Raw genomic sequence first — 16411 nt, 5'->3', positions numbered from 1 at the left:
CATTGATTTCGTATAGATACTATAATACGGAATGGGCGCAGGCAAACACTATCCCCCGCGGGGGCCACTTCTTGACCTCTGCTGTGCGTCCCGTTCGGCCTTGACCTTCCGCAGCAATTGTTCAAGCTCCGGATCTGCCAAGGGGCCGGCGTACCGTTCATCAACCAAAGCCTCAACCACTGAGCGCTTGAACTCGGTGCTGCCTGTAATACGCAACGCAGCACCGGAAGCCGATATGTTTGGCATCGCACGTATGGCTCGAGTGATCAGCTCACTGTCGACCACCTGGCCAGGGAAACTGAACTGACCCCCTAGGTCTACGAACCCTGGATCGCCTGCAGCCCGCCGGTAGATGACCGATCCGTTTTTTCTAACCACGCCGAGCATTCCATCAATCGATTGATATCTGGGATCAAGATCCAGAGCAAATTCGAACCTGTTAGCCCCTTCGGCTTTTGCAGCACGTTTTTCGCCATAGGCGAAACCACGAAGTTGGCTGATTGCCCCCGGATCTCCAGTGGCTGCTTCTTTCTCAACCCATTCACGATAAGAGAGCCTTTTGTTAGATGGATCATTTTTTAGCTCTGCCCGCATTTTAGAAATCTTAGTTTTCAGTTCTTCTCTGGCCCTTAGTGTTTCGAAAGCCAAGATACTGTAAAATGCTTTTCGATCCTTAGGATTTCTTATACGCACTCTGATGTCCAGGCGCTGCTGCCTGGCGTCGTCGCGTATGCGCTTGAATTGTTGCTTTACCCACTCTTTATCAACTCGGCGATAAACAAATTTTGTCCGATAGGCTTCATACCGGGCACGTAGCGCCCTGCGCAAGTTAGCCCGCTCTGACCGGCGCTGCTGGCGATCTTCCGGATTGCGTCGTGGACTGACAAACTTGTCATAGCTCATAAGAGCCATCAACTCTTGAGAGACTCTGCGCTCTTCATAGTCCCCTAGTCGCTTTTCCAAGCGCGCTTTAGAAAGCGCTTCATGCATATCGCTTGCTTTGATAGGCACCAGACTCAAATCATCAAGAGAATAAATGCCCATCCCGCGGCCTTTGGGTTTCATCCCCAACCCGTAACGTGCTAGTTCGGCGTGAAGCTTCTGCCAGGTTAAACTTTTCTTTTTCAGAAGTGAGGCAACAGCCTCGCGGGGCTCACCACGACAATAAGTGTGCAAGCTTTCCTGGTCCAAATGATGTTCCATATCCGCAGCCCGAGTTGGCTGCTTACCCTGGAATTTCGGTTTGGAGGCCGACCAAGAAATTTCTGGTTTGCCTGTGGAGTTGGTTACACTGTAAGGACCATTGTCGTGTGCCCAACCATAACGAAGCTCAAGCTCACGCATTGCATAATCGAGCTTGAAGTAATCTCTATCTGGATACACCGCGTTATACGAGTCAGGGTGGACACGATTCACTGTCATATGTAAGTGAACATTGTCCGTATCATGGTGAATAGCAAACACATACTGGTGTCCACCCATTCCGACCGCATCCATCGCATGCAGTGCACAATCAAAGGCTTGATCGTCAGTAGGCTTCTCTGATTCTGGCCAGCTCAGAATGACATGGTAGACAGGATCCTTAACACGGGAATTCTGAGCAGCCACTGCTTTCATCTCGGCGGCGGCTGTCGCCAGGCTCAAGCAATTATGCTGGCAGGAGACGCCGGAACGTGTAATTTCCCTTACTGGAGCTCCGAGGAGGAGTCCTGATTCGAGCTCGGCGATAGCATTGAGCTCATCTCTTGCATCCCTTCTTTGAGCGGCTGCAGCATGAAACGCAAGGTTGGCTCCACGGGATCTTGCTCTTGCCGCAAAGTCAGGATGATCTCTAGTAGCTTGTCGGAGATGGTTTGCTGCTGCTGCAAGATGGTGCTGAGCAACGGCAAGACGGCTTTCATGTCCATCAGCGTTTACCCCTCTGTCTGTGATGGGTCCAGGCTCGTCAAAGCGGTCTGGAACTGAGTGTTGATCCTGTTGATATCGACGCCCATTGGTATCAAGAGCAATTCCAATACTTCGAGCACGTTCTCGGATGGCATTTTGAGTTGCAGCATCAATTCGTCCAATCTCTCGCAAACGGTCTGCTGCTCTTTCGATATGTTCTCGAGCAGACTCAAGAATTGAGTCGTCTCTTCGGCTGTGGCCTGGAGTGAGCTCATCAGTTTGTGTCTCCTTATCTTCGTCACGCTCTGTTGCGTAGTCGACCAACGCTGAGAAGCTTGAGCTCCCGTCGGCCCGCTTTGGTGGCACCTTCGCTAACATTACGAACCGATCCTTTCAATAGCAGCCTTCAATGCCACCAGGATCTGTGCGTACTCCTTCGAAAGCTTCCCACCGCCTTCATTGAACAAATGTTTCTGTAGGCCTCCAAGCCTCCTCAACTCATTGAGGATATGGCCCTCCACTTTTGACCTCGTACGCCTTCCCAGCGCAGCAGCGAGCATGAATTGACCCACGCTCTGCCCGCAGTCCTTAGCTTTGTCACGGACGATTTCCTCTTCATCCTCGAAGCACCGGATAGGTGGTAACCGACCGGTACGACGCCTTTGCTCGCTGGTACTCATAAGCAGGATCCTCAGGTGTTCCAAGGGGTCTCGGGGCGTAGCCCTGAGCAGGGTGGTAGGCATCGCAAGGGAGTGAAACGACTGCCAGCGATGCCGGTTGGACGGACGCCATTTATGGCGGGAGTACAAACCCTACCCTGTCCAAAACCATAGACCTCATTTCGTATCAAGGCTATCGTACGGAACTTGACTCCGCAAGGGATGCCCATAGAATCAGGGCAAAGAGGACATTAGGGGGGAGGCCAAATGAGATTCACCATTTCGCAAATCGAGAAGCTCATGGGTGATCTCGAAAACCTGCCAGAGGTGGAGCAACCGGACAAGCCGGTCTCAAAGCTGAAGGCAGTCGAGATGATGCAAGAGTCGATAAAGGTTCTGCAGGCGCGTGGATACAGCCTGGCGAAAATCTCGGAAATTTTGACCGCAGGTGGAATGCCAATTTCAGAGACAACGCTGAAAAGCTATCTCACTAGGGCGAGGGGTTCGGCGAAAGGTCGAAATCGACGCACGCCTGTAACACGTCGTAGGGCTCCCGCTGAGGTTCACCAAGGGAGCAAAGAAAAATCCACTGAGAAAGGTACTGAAGCTGTGCCAAGTGGACGCCAGGTAACAACCGGGGTAACACGACAAGGAAATCCCGGGTTTACACCGAAAAATGATAAGGATGACATCTGAGGAGAGAACCTATGAAAGAAAAATCGATTGCCCTGGTTGGTCAAATCTACCTCGTCGGTGGTGGTAAAGGTGGCGTAGGAAAGAGCTTCACAACGGTAGGCCTAGTTGACACATTGATGCAGGCTGGTTTCAAGATTCTGCTGATTGAATCGGACACCTCCAATCCAGACGTTTGGAAGATGTATAAAGACGAAGTTGAGTGCAGGCTGATTGATTTGGACGATGCAAACGGCTGGATTGATCTTGTTAACGTCTGCGACGAATTCCGTGATCATGTTGTAGTTGTCAATACCGCTGCACGGAATAACAAAGGCGTAGCAGCGTATGGAGAAACGTTGAACAGCACGCTCGGTGAGTTGAACAGGCAACTGATCACGCTGTGGGTGATTAACCGGCAACGTGACAGCTTAGAACTGCTCAAGGAATACCGTGAAGCACTCCCAGACTCCACTATCCATGTAATTCGTAATGCTTACTTTGGTGACGAAATAAAGTTCGAGCTTTACAACAATTCAAAAATCAGAGAATCCATCGAGGGTGCTGGTGGTAAGTCTCTGATGCTGCCAGATCTGGCGGATCGTGTGAGTGACGATCTCTACAGCAAACGACTATCGATCGGGCAAGCATTGAAGGAACTGCCGATCGGAAACCGAGCTGAACTTACCCGGTGGCGCCGTGATGTGAATAAAGTGATAGGGGAGGTTCTCAATGGATGATATTGAGGTTGCCTTTGAGAAGCTCTTAGGACGACAGGCTTCTGAGAAAGAGGTGCAGGATCTCTATCGGGTTAAAAATGCCTTGAACCTGCATAACAATGATTCTCTCTGGCTTATCTTAATGGCTTTGCAGTCCTACGATACGATGTATTCCAAGTATCCAGAACTGATTGCCAGGCAGGTTGATAAACAGGTCGACAAGCACAAGTCATTATTTGCTGAGATGGCTGATGCTGAGACAAAGAAGGCACTGTCCACATTGTCGGCTGCTGTAAGCGAAGCGAGCCAGGCTGTGGCTCTCAAAGTGGCTGATGCTGCTCGATGGAGGGCCTGGGGTTTTGTACTATGCGCACTGCTTTGTTTTGCAGGTCTGTGCATGACTGTTGGGTTTGTGCTTGGCAGTGGCCAAGTTCCTTATTGGGCGAAAATTGCCTCTGCAAAAGGACCACTATTCAATATCTGCTCGATGATTTTCAATGCGCCCGTGGGATGGCTCCTGCCTTTAGTCGCTGCTGGGCTGTTCGGAACGACATTCATAAACCAAAAACCAACTCTAAAGTCGGTGTTGTTGCTGGGCCTGTTGCTTGCCATATCGTCGCTTTCTCTGGGATTTGTACTTTGAGTAGGGGGCCATTTTTTTTGGCCTCTCTATTCCGTATAATATACACAATACGGAATTTATGGGTATAATGTCTGTACGTTAATACGGAGGTCAATTATGGACACGTACTCAAACATCAAGGCGTATCGCGGTGTCGGGCTGGACATTAAGGGTTATAAGGAAGCCGAAACATCGAGAGGCCTCGCGTGGTCATGCAAAGTCTATCTCCATAACAAAATGCTTGGACTCGTATCCAATAATGGCGATGGCGGCATGACTCGCGTTGAAATCGACCCTGCGCTGCAGACGGCTTTGGTTGCGGAGTTGAAAGCGAACGGCTACCAACTTCAATTGACCTTCCAGGGCCTCGCCATGGATGAACCTACAGATGCACCTGAATGGTTCGACATGGCGATCACTCAGATGGTCGATGAAGTTGCCCAACTGCGGAGGCTGAAACGCCTTGGCAAGACTCATCTGATTGTCCTGCAGCATTCGAGCTCGCCCGAGTTCTCGTTTTATAAGGCGGCTCCAACGGATAGCTCTGTTGCTCGCATTCGCCGGCAACTGGGCGCCGATCTGGCCTGCATCATGAACGCTGAAATCACCGCCCTGTAGGCCGTCCGCGGCACTTATTGTTGGGTCACGAAAGGATGGATCCTATGGACTTGAAAGACATGCTCAGCCAGCTCGACGATGATTTGCTTGCGCAAATTTTGGAAGCTGCTCATTGCGCGTTGAATCGACCAGGTGCAGCCAAGCGCGTTGCCAAAGCGATGAACACCTCGGTTGATCGCGTTCGGACGCTGGCCTACATCTCGGCGCAGCTCAACCTGACCCCAAGACTCGTTCCAGACATCAGCACTATGCAGGAAATGGAAGCATTTCAAGCTCGTTTAAGCGCAGGATAACCACCCTCCCCCTACATTCCTAAATTGGTGATAAAATACGTTATCACCAATTTTAGGCAGGGAGTGGATTCGTGGACTGGTTTGATCCTCTGCGTGACTTTTTCGAACACACGCGCCGAAAATCCCCCAAAAAGACTAGAATCGAACAACCTGTTCAGTTAGTGACTGAACGGGAAAGTTCGCACCCGCTGCAGTTTGGCTTTCCCTCTCCGACTCTTTACGCTGGCATCTATGCCGGCGCTACTCGTGTGGGCAGCATTGAGTACGGTTTGAACCCGGCCCTCGACCGCGTTTACGTTCACAAGATCGAGGTCGACGATCAGTACCGTGCGAGTGGTCATGGCCTGGCCACGCTCAAAGTGCTTCATGACCAGCATCAGGTCCCGATCGTCCCGGTACACATTTGGGGATCGGCACTAGGCTTTTGGTCGAAAGCAAGATCCGCGCTAGCAAAGGCTGGAGGCTCCATTGCCGCGGAAATCCGTGGTGAAGATGAAATGGATGCGGAGACCCAGCGGTGGGAGCAGCTACTTAACGCGAAGCTTGTTGATCCTGTCGAAACCAGCATGCCCAATAGACGACGGCGGATGCGTTGATGAAAGAACTCCTGGTAACCAGGCAGCCTGGCAAACTCACCGAAGCACAGTACCTGGCTCTATCGGATGTACCAGCTGCTACCGAGTGGTTGGCCAACATTGATAATCCTCAGACCCGACGCGCCTACAGTATTGATATCGGCGACTTCACCGCCTTCGTAGGCATTGTCCACCCAGACCAGTTCCGGGAGGTTCAACGGGCGCATGTTCTTGCCTGGCGATCGGACCTAGAGCGAAGAGTGCTGTCAGCTGCGACGATCCGGCGAAAGCTGGCGGCGCTGACCAGTTTGTTTGACCATCTTTTGGACAGCAACGCTGTAGCGGGAGGAAATCCTGTTCATGGCGTCAAGCGGCCTCCGAATGAGAGCAATGAAGGTAAAACGCCGGCGCTGGGCGACGACCAGGCCAAGGCGTTGCTCGAGGCTCCAGATCAAGACAGCGTAAAGGGGCTTCGGGATCGAGCACTGCTGGCGGTTCTCCTGTACCACGGTTTGCGTCGTGAGGAGGCAGCAAGCTTGGATGTTGTCGACCTGCAGGAACGCCGCGGCATTCGTCATTTGAAGGTGCATGGCAAGGGCCGCAAAGTTCGTTACCTCCCACTCCATCCGGTGGCGGCAGAGCGGATCCACCAGTACCTGGAGGCTGATGGGGAGCGGACTACCGGCCCATTGTTTCGCTCCGTTCGCGGGCGTACGCCCGGGGCTCGTTTGCTGGCCAACGGTATCTATTCGATCATCGGGTTTTGGGCCAAATCAGCCGGCATAGCGGTGGCTGGCCTGGGCGTGCACGGGTTGCGAGCTACTGCGGCAACCAACGCATTGGAGCACGAGGCTGATATAGCGAAGGTTCAAACCTGGCTGGGACATTCCAATATCAGCACCACACGTCTCTACGATCGGCGCGGCCAGAGGCCGGAGGATTCTCCGACCTATAAAGTAAAATACTGAATCGACTTCCCGAGTTTCCCTACGGGAGATATTTCAGAAACCCGTACAGGCCAATGGCTAACAATATCACCCAGCCAAGACTGTAACCTGCAAGACGCAACTCTGCCGCCTTCATGTCTTTACGGTAGTTCGAAGCTAGTATCAGGCCTTGAATGCCCTTGGGAGCCAATGCTACTACCCCGAATAGGATTACGAACAACCAGCTCTCGGTCACCCCACCATGAGCGGTAGAGTAGACCGCAAGCTTGCTAACGATCCACGCCAGGGAGCTGAACCATATTGCCCAGGCGTAATATCGCAATGCTCCTTTCTGAGCGTCCATCAAATGTGCATCTCCCAAATCAAAGTGCTAGAGGCGACCAGCGTATGGCACCATTGTAGGGGTCACCACCCTCAGCGATGAACACCTTCCCGGCTGAATCGACGGCGAAAGCGCCTGGCTGTTCATGCTGGGGGTCACGCAGCTCGTTTTTCCAACCGTACACAGCCCCCTGCCACACCAGGACAATTCCCCCCTGATGACACTGATTACTTTCTCGCCAATGCTGAGCCGTCTTCTGAAGGGTTTCGATCTCAATATTCACTTGCTCCTCCCATCAAAAATCCAGTCCGAATTTAGTTGAAGCTTCTCCGGTACAGCCAGTAGTACCCACCACCCAGTATTGCTGCGAGTCCTAGCCACTTCACCGCGCTCGAGGCCCACCAAGCAACCGGTGGCGTCTGTCCAGGAAACGCCAAGCCGATCGCTCCCCACTCCGTCATCGCAGGCCAAAGCCCTCCCCAGAAAGCTGCAACGGCAAGGGGTGTAACAGCAATTGCCGAGATCATGCCAAAGTTATCAGGCTGGATTTCGCACCAGAGACCTGCCCCCAGTATGCCGACAGCGATCAGCACCCCGATCATCATCCAGCTGTGCGCGGCAAAGCTCACTTCTGGTAACAGCTGCAGCACACCATGAGTGCAGCCGGCAGCGACAACTGCCACCAGCGCAGTACCGACCGAGATCAACCCCTCGTTTCCTACAGACATAACGATCTCCTTGAATTCAGATCGAGGCGTCTACGCGCCTCGAAGCGATGTGTTTACTTGATGATGCGTTGGTGCAGCTCGGCCAGCGATTCCGGCAAAGGAATGTTGGCGATCGAAAGCAGCTGAGCGGCGGTAGCTTTGGTCCCGTCGACCGTCTTTTGCATTTTGCCCAATACCACGCACCGATTCTCCCACATGCCGTCGCTTTTCGACGGTTGAACAGCTTCGAGGGGTCTCATGACATGCCACTTAGCCTTGCCAGGATCAACGACCTTGGCATTCTTTTCTTGAGGCGATAGATGCGTACCGTAGAACAGCGCTTCGCGACCGAACATCCCGAGCGCCTCAAGGAAGACCGCGTGTCCGATGACGAAATTTTCGCGAACGTCCGAGGCAGCGATCTTGCCGGATAGCATGTCGCCCCACTGGGGGATGTACTTCTCGCAACCTTCAAGGAACTCACGCACAAGGTCGGCGCAGTCCATTAGCTCTTCATCCTCCAGGCCAGTGATGGTTTTCTCGCTGAGCCCAGTGAGCAGCGTCACGAATTTTTTGAAGGCAACCAAGCTCCAAAGCTTAGACGAACGCATGCCCGGGGAACCGTTCTCAAAGTCGATTTTTCGCTTGATTGCAGGCAGTTGGGTGAGGAGATCCTGGAGCCAGGTGTTGTAAGGATTGCGGTGGTCATACAGAGCATTGATCGCACTGGATGGCTTCACCGCCTTACTGTTGATGTCAGCAAAGATTTGCTGAGAGCGCTGCAGGCCCTGGTCAAAGTGAATCTGTACCGGCGCTGTTTCGTGGCGAAGGGTTTCGTCGTTGCGCAGTGCCATTTCGATAGCCAAGCGACGGTGCTGCCCGTCATTTATCAGCATGGTGGCGCTCATTGGAATGTGAAGCGTGCCAAGCTGCTCGATACCTTCAAGTGCTTCGAAAGCCATAGCCTTGTCGACGCTAGCTGTGAGCGCCGGCAGTACATAGGTGTCCCGGTTGTCGAGCATGTATTCACTGATGGATTCTGCCCGTTTCTTGTTCAACGCGCGCTGAGCGCGTAATTCTGCAGGCACTGCTTCCTCTTCGTCGAAAACAAACAAGCGAGCCAGGATCGGGTATGGAATCTGTGCCAGAAAATACTCCTGCCCGGCCTGGATACCGCGAACGGCCGGCACGGCAAAGCAAGGTTGGTTCCGAATCTCGTCGATCGCCTTTTGAGCCTCGAAGCCTCTTGCGCGCAAGTGTGCATGCTCTTGGGAGCGGATCTGTTGTTCAAGATGCTCTGCCCGAACCTCTTCTTCGTACCACTCCTTGAGGTCCTCCAAGGTAATGCCTAAATGCTGCAGGTGATATCCAGCGTCGTCAGCCATTACGTTGCGCTTACCGGTGAGCTCATCAGACAAGATTGCCCGCATCAGACGCTTGCCATACCCACGGCGCTCATTCAGCTCGTACTGATTCAAAAGGTCTTCGCGCAAATCCCCCTTCTTCACCAGGCTCTCTGAGTGAACCGCCACAAAAAGGCCGTATTCGCCTTTGCGCTTGTTGGCTTTGTCCGCGGCATTACGAGCCGCTGTACCGTCTCTGTGGATCGAAACAACCTCCCCTGGTACAAACTGCTGCGCCTCAAGGGAGCACGCTTCTTTGGCGATCACTGCGTCGTACATTCCAGCCTCCGATTACCTGGTGAATGCAACAATGATAATATACGTACGTACGTATGTATATAGATTTTTCAGTGTTGGCGTGGAGGGCTGAGGCGCGGCGGCAACGCTAATGTATATATCTGTTAGGGTACCGTTATTCATTTGCGCTACCTTGGCGGTTGATCAAGCACTCCAACCGGACAGGACCAGCAGGAAGCGGCGATGCCCAAATACTCCAAAATTGAACCCTACGACTGGCTGCTTGGCCAATGCTACGATCGCATCGTGGCTTATCTGGCAGGAACGACAACCAATGCAGTGCAGATCCGTCGGGCCAATAAAGGCATTCCACCATGGTCGGGCGACAATGCGGTCAGCAAGGCGTATGACTCGCTCTTAGGTACAATGTCGGACGTAGCGCTGGCAAAAATATTCGGTGTCACTGCATACGAAATTGGCCGCAGGCGACGGCTAATGCAGGTCGGCATTTTTGAAGCTCGCCCAGGACTAAAGCTGGAAAATTTCGACCATCTTCTGCCAACCACGAGTAATGCGGAGATTGCACGCCGTGCAGGCTGTTCCAGGCAAGCTGTCGCTCAGCGCCGGAAGAGGCTAAAAAGTGCGAAGCCTGGTCTCCCCTAACGAAGCGGCAGAAGCTTAAATTCCCTAACATATATATGTATTAGGGTGCCAAACGCATGTATGTATTAAGCTCCTATCACTCTTGGAGCTCCTTTACAGCGGCCTCTACGCGGTCGCCGTACTCCTTCTTGTGGCGTTCACGTATCACAGACATTTCATAAATGAGCATACTCACCTGCGGTGCCAGCTGCGCTTCAATGCTGGCCATATCCTCGCGCACCACGCCAGATTTTTGAGCTGCAGTACGGCCTGGTGTCCCGAAGAAAGTCAGCGCCTTTCGGAAATCTACACCGCGGCCGATCAGCCGTTCACAAACGTGCTCCGCAACCGTGGGGGTGATATCCAGGCCAGCATCCCGAGCGATCACCAGCTCGGAAAAGACTAATCCACGCTTGCATCGCTTATGTGCTGCAGCAACTCGCGCACCACATCGACCGGCCATAGACCTGGTATCCCCTACTCCAAGGGTCAGGAGGTTCATAAACGCATCAAGAAGCTCGGCATATGCGGCCTCGATCTCCTCTTCATAAATTTGGAGTAGCCTTTCCTTTTCAATAACTTGCATATTTTTTCTCCTGCTAATAGATATATGCGTTAGGGTATCACAGCATCAACCGCCCGTTGCTGCCGTCTGCGAAATCACCATTTGTCTAACCGAAGCTAGCCGCACAGCCATTGCTGAATTACTGTATATGCAAACAGTTATTCTCTGGTGCCTTCATGAATGCCCTAACACCTTACCCGCTGGCGCCTTCAACGCAGCTTCTACAAGTCCTGGCTGGCGCTGCGGCGGGCGGCTTTCCCAGCCCTGCGGCTGACTACTACGAAGCGCCATTGTCACTAGATGAGCGCATGAACATCCGTGCTGCCCATGTCTGGATCGTCCAGGTTGAAGGTGACAGCATGCGCGACGCCGGCATCTTCGATGGTAGTCTCTTGGTGGTTGACCGATCGATCTCTCCGACTGCCGGCCATATTGTCCTCGCTTACGTGGACAATCAGCCCCTGGTGAAGCGACTGGCCAAGTCGGCTGCAGGGTGGGTACTGGAGTCAGCAAATTCAGCGTACAAAAACATCGTTCCCAGCGAGTACGGCACTATCGAGGTGTTCGGGGTGGTGACCTGGGTCCTGACACCTCATGCACTGTGAATCGCGGCCGATTTTCGGCCTAGTGGACGTCAACTCGTTCTACTGCAGCTGTGAGCGCATTTTCAGGCCCGAGCTGCGGCAGCGCCCAGTCGTCGTCTTGTCCAACTCGGATGGCTGTATCGTGGCCCGGACCACAGAAGCGAAAGCGCTCGGCCTGAAAATGGGTGACCCCTACTTCAAGGTGCGGGCGTTCCTGGAGCGGCATGGAGTTGCGGTGTTCAGTTCGAATTATTCCTTGTACGGCGAGTTAAGCCATCGCTGCGGGGTTGCTATCGCGTCGTTGGTGCAAGATTGGGAAAGGTACTCAATCGACGAACTATTCGTGCGGCTCGATGGACATCCTGAGCCGATCGGTGATGTTGGCAGGGCCATCCAGGCACGGGTGCTGCAGTGGACCGCCCTGCCGGTCGGCATAGGCATCGGGCACACAAAGACACTGGCTAAGGCTGCGCAACACGCTTCAAAGGTGTGGCGGGAAAGGACTGGCGGGGTTGTCGACCTGCGCAAGCCCGAGGCCGTCGAATGGCTACTCCGTCGCATGCCGGTCGATGAAGTGTGGGGCATTGGCAGACGCATGCGTGACAACCTGGCGCGCGACGGCATCAGTACGGCATGGGAACTATCCCAGGCAGATCCTCGGGCCATGGGACGCAAATACAGCGTCGTACTGGAGCGCACAATACGCGAGCTCAAAGGTGAATCCTGCATGGACCTGGAGCAATCCGTGGCACCTAAGCAATCAATCTGCTCGAGCAAGATGTTCGGCCAGCGGGTCCACACGCTCAAGGGCCTTCAGGAAGCAGTGGCGACATACATTCACCGCGCCGCAGAGAAATTGCGCATGCAGAGCTCGCTGTGCGGCGCCTTGCGGATCGGCATTCAAACCTCGTTTCACGGGGATGGGCCGAAGTACGCGAATGCGGCAACGTGCATTCCCCCCTACCCCACCGACGATGTACGCCAGCTGACTAAGTACGCACTGAAGGCAGTCGAGCAGATCTACCGACCTGGCTTTGCCTACAGCAAGGCCGAGGTCCTGTTGATGGATCTACGTAAACGGGGCGAGTTCACGCAAGATCTGTTCAGCCCGAGCCAGCCTGAGCGATCCGACGCACTCATGGCAACAATGGATCGGATCAACCGTCGCTGGGGGCATGACTGCCTGCGTACTGCTGCTGTACCGCTGACCCCGGACTGGGGTATGCGCCGGGCATTGCTAAGCCCCAGTTACATGACCAACTGGGACCAGCTGTGGAAAGTCAGGTGCATTTGAGGAGCAAAGCATCCTCAAAGTGGCGGAGGGATAAACAAAGCCCGGCGGGCTCGACCAGCCGGGCGCACGCCTGAGTCAAGACCAGAATGGACGGATCTCCCAACCTGCAACTAGGCCTAGCTCGGCCGTGGTTCGGCCTGCTTTCCCCAGGCCGGCCGTAGGCAGGGTCGACATCAACTGCTTGAACCGTACTTTCCAGTCGGAAGTGGGGTCGATTTTTGCGAGCAAAGCCTGGACGACGACTGCTCGCGCAAAAATGCGCCCTCGATCATTGTGACTGGGAAACTCAGCGGCAATAGCCTTGGCATATTTTGGCGCATCTGCGGTAATCGATGCGTTCCACAGCCTGCCATGGTGGGCGCAGACATTTCGAAGGATGGTCAGGCTTTTTAGCCAGGTCACCAACACGGACTCGTCGTAGCCGAATTTGGCCGCCACAGTTTTACGATGGTCCAGGTGCAGGTCACTGAACAGGCGCGAGAGCTGGCCGATAGACATCGCCTCGAGAACAGTCCACACAGGCGGCAGAGCCGGCGTGTTGTAGTTATCGTAGTAATGCTTGATGGCCGCATTTTTTTCTGGAAGGCCCAGCACCTGTTTCATGACGTCGCGATGGGCTTTGCAATCCTGGAAGTGAACGGCGTCCAGGTAAAAATGACTGCCGCAGGTCTTGTCCAGGGCCAAGGTGTTGATGATCGCCGCGCGGAATGCGACTTCGATACTATCGATCGCGTCCAGGAACACGAGGCGTAGCCGCCGATCGAAGTCATAAAGCTGTAGGATGTCGTCGAACTGGACGGTGGCAAAGAACCGCTTTTGAGGGTCCTGCAGCGGCCGCATGTAGATCAGCAGGCGGTGATAGCCGATGAACTCTAGAGCGTGCAGGGCTTTGTCTCGCTGCCCGCGGGTACCTAAGCCTTTGAGCCTCAGGTGTCGCAGCAGAGCGTTGGGTGGCTTCGCAGGCTTGAGGAAATAGAGGGGTGCTTGCGGCATGCCAAAGCATCCTGCGGGGGCATGGGGGCCAGAAATAACTAACCCCCTGGTGCGCAGTACGGGACAAGTCCCGCCCGAGGCGTGGGGGCTATTCTTGGGATCAATGCTAACACGGTCCTACTGGTTGATCAAATTTGATCAATCTGCCAGCCAAAACGACGCCAAATCAACGCGTTATCGCCATCCAGCCGGCGGTCATGGCTGTCATTGCAGGTTCCAGCTGAACCGGTAGGGATCCATGAACGGTATATCGTCATCAAAGCTGTCGAAGTCGGCTGCCGGCTGCGGTGCTGGTTGCTGGGGGGCCTGGCGTGCAGGCTGCTGACGCGGAGCTTGCTGGTTGCCTGACTGCCTGTATTGATCGCCGCTCTGTTGCTGCGGCCGGCCGCCGAGCAGCTGCAGGGTGCCGTTGATGTCTACGATGATCTCGGTGGTGTAGCGCTTGACGCCGTCTTTTTCCCACTCTCGGGTCTGCAGCTTGCCTTCGATGTAGCACTGCGAACCTTTACGCAGGTACTCGCCGGCAATTTCTGCAACCTTGCCGAACAGCGACACACGGTGCCACTCAGTACGCTCGACCTTCTGGCCGGTCTGCTTGTCTGTCCACTGCTCACTGGTTGCCAGGCTTAGGTTGGTTACAGCGTTACCGTTGGGCAAGTAGCGGACCTCGGGATCCTGGCCACAGGTGCCGACCAGAATGACCTTATTTACTCCTCGAGCCATGATATCTCTCCTCTCTAGACACGACTGCGTGCCTTAGCTGTGTTGATAGAGCCGGTGCTAGGCAGGGTGACTTGTCGACCTGAATCGCACCGGCCAGCAAGCCATCAGGCGCGCTAGGCTTCCGACTCTTCGTGCCGCCATTTCAGATAGGTTTCGACGCGACTGAATCCAGCTGCCGCTGCATTACGCTCGAGCAACCAAAAATTTTCGCCCTCGTAAACGAACTGGCGGCAATCTTCGTCGATTCGCCATAGCTCGTCTGCGATCGGCGTTTCATTCGCCATTTCGCGCTCGAATTCTGCTTCCATCGCGGCCTCAAGTTCGGGATCAATCGGCTCGTCTGGTTCGAAGTCTTCGTGGTAATACTCACCAGGATGATCCTGCTGTTCCCATTCCTTGTTGGCCCAGGCGCGTTTGATATCGTCGTCAGAGTACCCGCCATACACCATGGAACGGACCAGATAAGCCAGGACGCCCTCGGGGAATTCTGTTGTCTCCAATGCGAGGAGTTTCTGCACATCAGCGGCGGCGTCCTCTTCCATACTGTTTACGTATCGCTCGAACTCCGCGTCTTCCGCTTTTTTTGCTTCATGTGCTCCACGCGCACGCTCGGTCATGGCCTGTTGATCGATGCGCGCTTGCTCGCGAACGGCCTCCCAATTCGGCGGTTCAGGGCACGCACCTGTCTGAACCAACGATGCGTTGATCATGTTAAGCAACGCCATGCTTTGCTCTGGGACGCTTTCAGTCACAACAGGATCTGTCGTCACATCCTCGATGACCGGAGACAGCCCGCGCTTCATGCGGCCGCTGCCTACCCGATCGACAAGGTACCGCTCGCTCCATGCCCGGCCCCGGCTTTTCTGCCCTTCCCGCTCCAAGCTCATGGTGTATTTCATGAGCCATTTGTGCATGAAGCGCTGACGCTCGGGGGCCATGCGGATCGAGATGTCGTGGTAACGCTGATAGAAAGCTTCATCATGGCCACACGCAATGCTATCGCCCTGGTGAGCGACTTCGTGCTCAACCAGCCCGAAAATGTAGGCCACCGTCTCCAGTGGTTTGTTGCTAAGCCGCTTGACGATATCGCAACTGATGGCCAGGTACGTCCGACCATCCGTCCAAGCCTCGGCAGTGTTGGACTCACCCAGCAGGATCTGCAACCGCTCTTCGTCGTAGCGAAGGGTTCCGTCCCTGTAGCGCTCAGCGCCTACGCACGCACCGGCATAGTGCTGCAGACACCACCGCAGCGCGGTCCAAGCCCTGCGCGTTTCCTTGTCCAGGGTTTGGCGATCGTCAACGATCAGTGTTCTTTCGATAAAGGCGTCACGAAATGTGGAGTATGCCGCCAATGCTGGCGCATCCAACGGTTTACCTCGCCAGAACCAAGGGCCCCGTTCGCCGCGATCTTCAATCGCCTGCGCTGCCTCACTGACGTTGCAGAGAGCGCGCTCGAGCGCTTCCTCAAAGTCGATGTGATTGTGACAGCCGAATCGCTCCAAGGTCTTCGGGTGGACGATTTGGATCAAACCTTCCCGGGCGATAGCTTCACCTTTGGGAATATCATTGCCATGTTCGATCAGGGTGTACATGCCCTTGTGCCAGTTGAAAGCCTTGAGGCGAAAGTCCATGAGCGTGATGTGCCGCTTGCCAGGGAGCAGCGTAATGACTTCCTCCTTAGCAAACACATCGCAGATATTCTCGTCACCGCTGAGCAATGATCGCGCCGATTTTTCCCGGCGAGCTTCAGTCTTACGGTGATCCCCCAGCTTTGCCGATACATCCTGAGCCAGGCGCCTGAACTCTTTGGCGATCGGTTTCCAGACGGGGCAGGTTTTGCGCAGGATTTCTGTGCGGGAGACGTTGAGGTTGATCGCCTTTTTCGAAACGATCAGGCCTCCAGCCCCCCAGACATGAGACGAATCATGTCGAATCAGCACCCCTTGGTT

19 protein-coding genes are annotated in these 16411 nt (G+C 54.5%); 10 read left to right on the top strand and 9 right to left on the bottom strand.

Annotated features, from left to right (window positions below; all coding sequences use genetic code 11):
• Positions 1-48: 48 nt before the first annotated feature.
• Positions 49-2211 carry a TraI/MobA(P) family conjugative relaxase gene (gene traI / locus APH30_RS14490; protein WP_218186806.1) on the bottom strand — a complete coding sequence of 721 codons (2163 nt, stop codon included), beginning with the start codon at positions 2209-2211 and terminating at the stop codon, positions 49-51.
• Between the two features lie 53 nt (positions 2212-2264).
• On the bottom strand, positions 2265-2567 hold the full coding sequence (gene mobA, locus APH30_RS14475; RefSeq protein WP_009682506.1) for a plasmid mobilization protein MobA: 303 nt from the start codon (positions 2565-2567) through the stop codon (positions 2265-2267).
• 246 nt (positions 2568-2813) lie between these two features.
• Between mobA and APH30_RS28745 the strand changes: the two genes are divergently transcribed.
• The 7 genes from APH30_RS28745 (at position 2814) to APH30_RS14445 (ending at position 7013) form a co-directional block, all read left to right on the top strand.
• On the top strand, positions 2814-3242 hold the full coding sequence (locus APH30_RS28745) for a hypothetical protein (protein WP_156326475.1): 429 nt from the start codon (positions 2814-2816) through the stop codon (positions 3240-3242).
• 11 nt (positions 3243-3253) lie between these two features.
• On the top strand, positions 3254-3958 hold the full coding sequence (locus APH30_RS14470; protein WP_054912926.1) for a P-loop NTPase: 705 nt from the start codon (positions 3254-3256) through the stop codon (positions 3956-3958).
• On the top strand, positions 3951-4580 hold the full coding sequence (locus APH30_RS14465; protein WP_054912925.1) for a hypothetical protein: 630 nt from the start codon (positions 3951-3953) through the stop codon (positions 4578-4580). The genes APH30_RS14470 and APH30_RS14465 overlap by 8 nt, the downstream gene beginning before the upstream one ends.
• 96 nt (positions 4581-4676) lie before the next feature.
• Positions 4677-5177, top strand: coding sequence for a hypothetical protein (locus APH30_RS14460; RefSeq protein WP_054912924.1), 501 nt, complete (start codon positions 4677-4679; stop codon positions 5175-5177).
• Between the two features lie 44 nt (positions 5178-5221).
• Positions 5222-5470, top strand: a complete 249-nt coding sequence (locus APH30_RS14455; RefSeq protein WP_054912923.1) for a hypothetical protein — start codon at positions 5222-5224, stop codon at positions 5468-5470.
• Between the two features lie 71 nt (positions 5471-5541).
• Positions 5542-6066 carry a hypothetical protein gene (locus APH30_RS14450; RefSeq protein ID WP_054912922.1) on the top strand — a complete coding sequence of 175 codons (525 nt, stop codon included), beginning with the start codon at positions 5542-5544 and terminating at the stop codon, positions 6064-6066.
• Positions 6066-7013 (top strand): tyrosine-type recombinase/integrase, encoded by a 948-nt coding sequence (locus APH30_RS14445; protein ID WP_054912921.1) that lies wholly within the window; start codon positions 6066-6068, stop codon positions 7011-7013. The genes APH30_RS14450 and APH30_RS14445 overlap by 1 nt, the downstream gene beginning before the upstream one ends.
• A gap of 341 nt (positions 7014-7354) precedes the next feature.
• On the opposite strand, the gene APH30_RS29550 is transcribed toward APH30_RS14445, so the two are convergent.
• The 3 genes from APH30_RS29550 to APH30_RS14430 are packed head-to-tail and all read right to left on the bottom strand — an operon-like array spanning position 7355 to position 9703.
• The gene (locus APH30_RS29550; protein ID WP_082416173.1) at positions 7355-7597 is read right to left on the bottom strand and encodes an antirestriction protein ArdR; all 243 of its coding nucleotides are present in this window, start codon (positions 7595-7597) and stop codon (positions 7355-7357) included.
• Between the two features lie 31 nt (positions 7598-7628).
• On the bottom strand, positions 7629-8042 hold the full coding sequence (locus APH30_RS14435) for a hypothetical protein (RefSeq protein WP_054912919.1): 414 nt from the start codon (positions 8040-8042) through the stop codon (positions 7629-7631).
• A 53-nt stretch (positions 8043-8095) separates the two neighbouring features.
• On the bottom strand, positions 8096-9703 hold the full coding sequence (locus APH30_RS14430) for a DNA sulfur modification protein DndB (protein ID WP_054912918.1): 1608 nt from the start codon (positions 9701-9703) through the stop codon (positions 8096-8098).
• A 201-nt stretch (positions 9704-9904) separates the two neighbouring features.
• Here APH30_RS14430 and APH30_RS28740 point away from each other — a divergent pair, with 201 nt between their 5' ends.
• Positions 9905-10324 carry an AsnC family protein gene (locus tag APH30_RS28740; RefSeq protein WP_102642953.1) on the top strand — a complete coding sequence of 140 codons (420 nt, stop codon included), beginning with the start codon at positions 9905-9907 and terminating at the stop codon, positions 10322-10324.
• 76 nt (positions 10325-10400) lie between these two features.
• Here APH30_RS28740 and APH30_RS14425 read toward each other — a convergent pair whose 3' ends face one another.
• The gene (locus APH30_RS14425; RefSeq protein WP_054912917.1) at positions 10401-10889 is read right to left on the bottom strand and encodes a hypothetical protein; all 489 of its coding nucleotides are present in this window, start codon (positions 10887-10889) and stop codon (positions 10401-10403) included.
• A gap of 155 nt (positions 10890-11044) precedes the next feature.
• On the opposite strand from APH30_RS14425, the gene APH30_RS14420 reads away from it, so the two are divergent.
• Positions 11045-11473, top strand: coding sequence for a LexA family transcriptional regulator (locus tag APH30_RS14420; RefSeq protein ID WP_054912916.1), 429 nt, complete (start codon positions 11045-11047; stop codon positions 11471-11473).
• Complete coding sequence (locus APH30_RS14415) at positions 11463-12746, top strand: Y-family DNA polymerase (RefSeq protein WP_054912915.1); 1284 nt, start codon at positions 11463-11465, stop codon at positions 12744-12746. The genes APH30_RS14420 and APH30_RS14415 overlap by 11 nt, the downstream gene beginning before the upstream one ends.
• A gap of 75 nt (positions 12747-12821) precedes the next feature.
• Here APH30_RS14415 and APH30_RS14410 read toward each other — a convergent pair whose 3' ends face one another.
• The 3 genes from APH30_RS14410 to APH30_RS29095 form a co-directional block, all read right to left on the bottom strand.
• On the bottom strand, positions 12822-13739 hold the full coding sequence (locus APH30_RS14410) for an Abi family protein (RefSeq protein WP_054912914.1): 918 nt from the start codon (positions 13737-13739) through the stop codon (positions 12822-12824).
• 204 nt (positions 13740-13943) lie between these two features.
• The gene (locus APH30_RS14405; RefSeq protein WP_054912913.1) at positions 13944-14462 is read right to left on the bottom strand and encodes a single-stranded DNA-binding protein; all 519 of its coding nucleotides are present in this window, start codon (positions 14460-14462) and stop codon (positions 13944-13946) included.
• A 113-nt stretch (positions 14463-14575) separates the two neighbouring features.
• Positions 14576-16411, bottom strand: a 1836-nt coding sequence (locus APH30_RS29095; RefSeq protein WP_054912912.1) for a hypothetical protein, incomplete at its 5' end; no start/stop codon positions are given.

It is taken from the genome of Pseudomonas sp. NBRC 111127 (assembly GCF_001320345.1).
GTDB classification, from domain to species: Bacteria; Pseudomonadota; Gammaproteobacteria; order Pseudomonadales; family Pseudomonadaceae; genus Aquipseudomonas; species Aquipseudomonas juntendi.
The sequence above is the reverse complement of the archived record's forward strand: the minus strand, read 5'-3'. Positions and strand labels throughout refer to the sequence as shown.

What these genes read in the sequence shown, in the direction of transcription:
- APH30_RS28745 (WP_156326475.1), top strand. Translation starts at nt 2,814, where the DNA reads ATGAGATTCACCATTTCGCAAATCGAGAAGCTCATGGGTGATCTCGAA.
- APH30_RS14430 (WP_054912918.1), bottom strand. Translation starts at nt 9,703, where the DNA reads ATGTACGACGCAGTGATCGCCAAAGAAGCGTGCTCCCTTGAGGCGCAG.
- APH30_RS14415 (WP_054912915.1), top strand. Translation starts at nt 11,463, where the DNA reads ATGCACTGTGAATCGCGGCCGATTTTCGGCCTAGTGGACGTCAACTCG.
- APH30_RS14455 (WP_054912923.1), top strand. Translation starts at nt 5,222, where the DNA reads ATGGACTTGAAAGACATGCTCAGCCAGCTCGACGATGATTTGCTTGCG.
- mobA (WP_009682506.1), bottom strand. Translation starts at nt 2,567, where the DNA reads ATGAGTACCAGCGAGCAAAGGCGTCGTACCGGTCGGTTACCACCTATC.
- APH30_RS14420 (WP_054912916.1), top strand. Translation starts at nt 11,045, where the DNA reads ATGAATGCCCTAACACCTTACCCGCTGGCGCCTTCAACGCAGCTTCTA.
- APH30_RS14425 (WP_054912917.1), bottom strand. Translation starts at nt 10,889, where the DNA reads ATGCAAGTTATTGAAAAGGAAAGGCTACTCCAAATTTATGAAGAGGAG.
- APH30_RS14410 (WP_054912914.1), bottom strand. Translation starts at nt 13,739, where the DNA reads ATGCCGCAAGCACCCCTCTATTTCCTCAAGCCTGCGAAGCCACCCAAC.
- APH30_RS14465 (WP_054912925.1), top strand. Translation starts at nt 3,951, where the DNA reads ATGGATGATATTGAGGTTGCCTTTGAGAAGCTCTTAGGACGACAGGCT.
- APH30_RS14460 (WP_054912924.1), top strand. Translation starts at nt 4,677, where the DNA reads ATGGACACGTACTCAAACATCAAGGCGTATCGCGGTGTCGGGCTGGAC.
- APH30_RS28740 (WP_102642953.1), top strand. Translation starts at nt 9,905, where the DNA reads ATGCCCAAATACTCCAAAATTGAACCCTACGACTGGCTGCTTGGCCAA.
- APH30_RS14405 (WP_054912913.1), bottom strand. Translation starts at nt 14,462, where the DNA reads ATGGCTCGAGGAGTAAATAAGGTCATTCTGGTCGGCACCTGTGGCCAG.
- APH30_RS14445 (WP_054912921.1), top strand. Translation starts at nt 6,066, where the DNA reads ATGAAAGAACTCCTGGTAACCAGGCAGCCTGGCAAACTCACCGAAGCA.
- APH30_RS14435 (WP_054912919.1), bottom strand. Translation starts at nt 8,042, where the DNA reads ATGTCTGTAGGAAACGAGGGGTTGATCTCGGTCGGTACTGCGCTGGTG.
- APH30_RS14470 (WP_054912926.1), top strand. Translation starts at nt 3,254, where the DNA reads ATGAAAGAAAAATCGATTGCCCTGGTTGGTCAAATCTACCTCGTCGGT.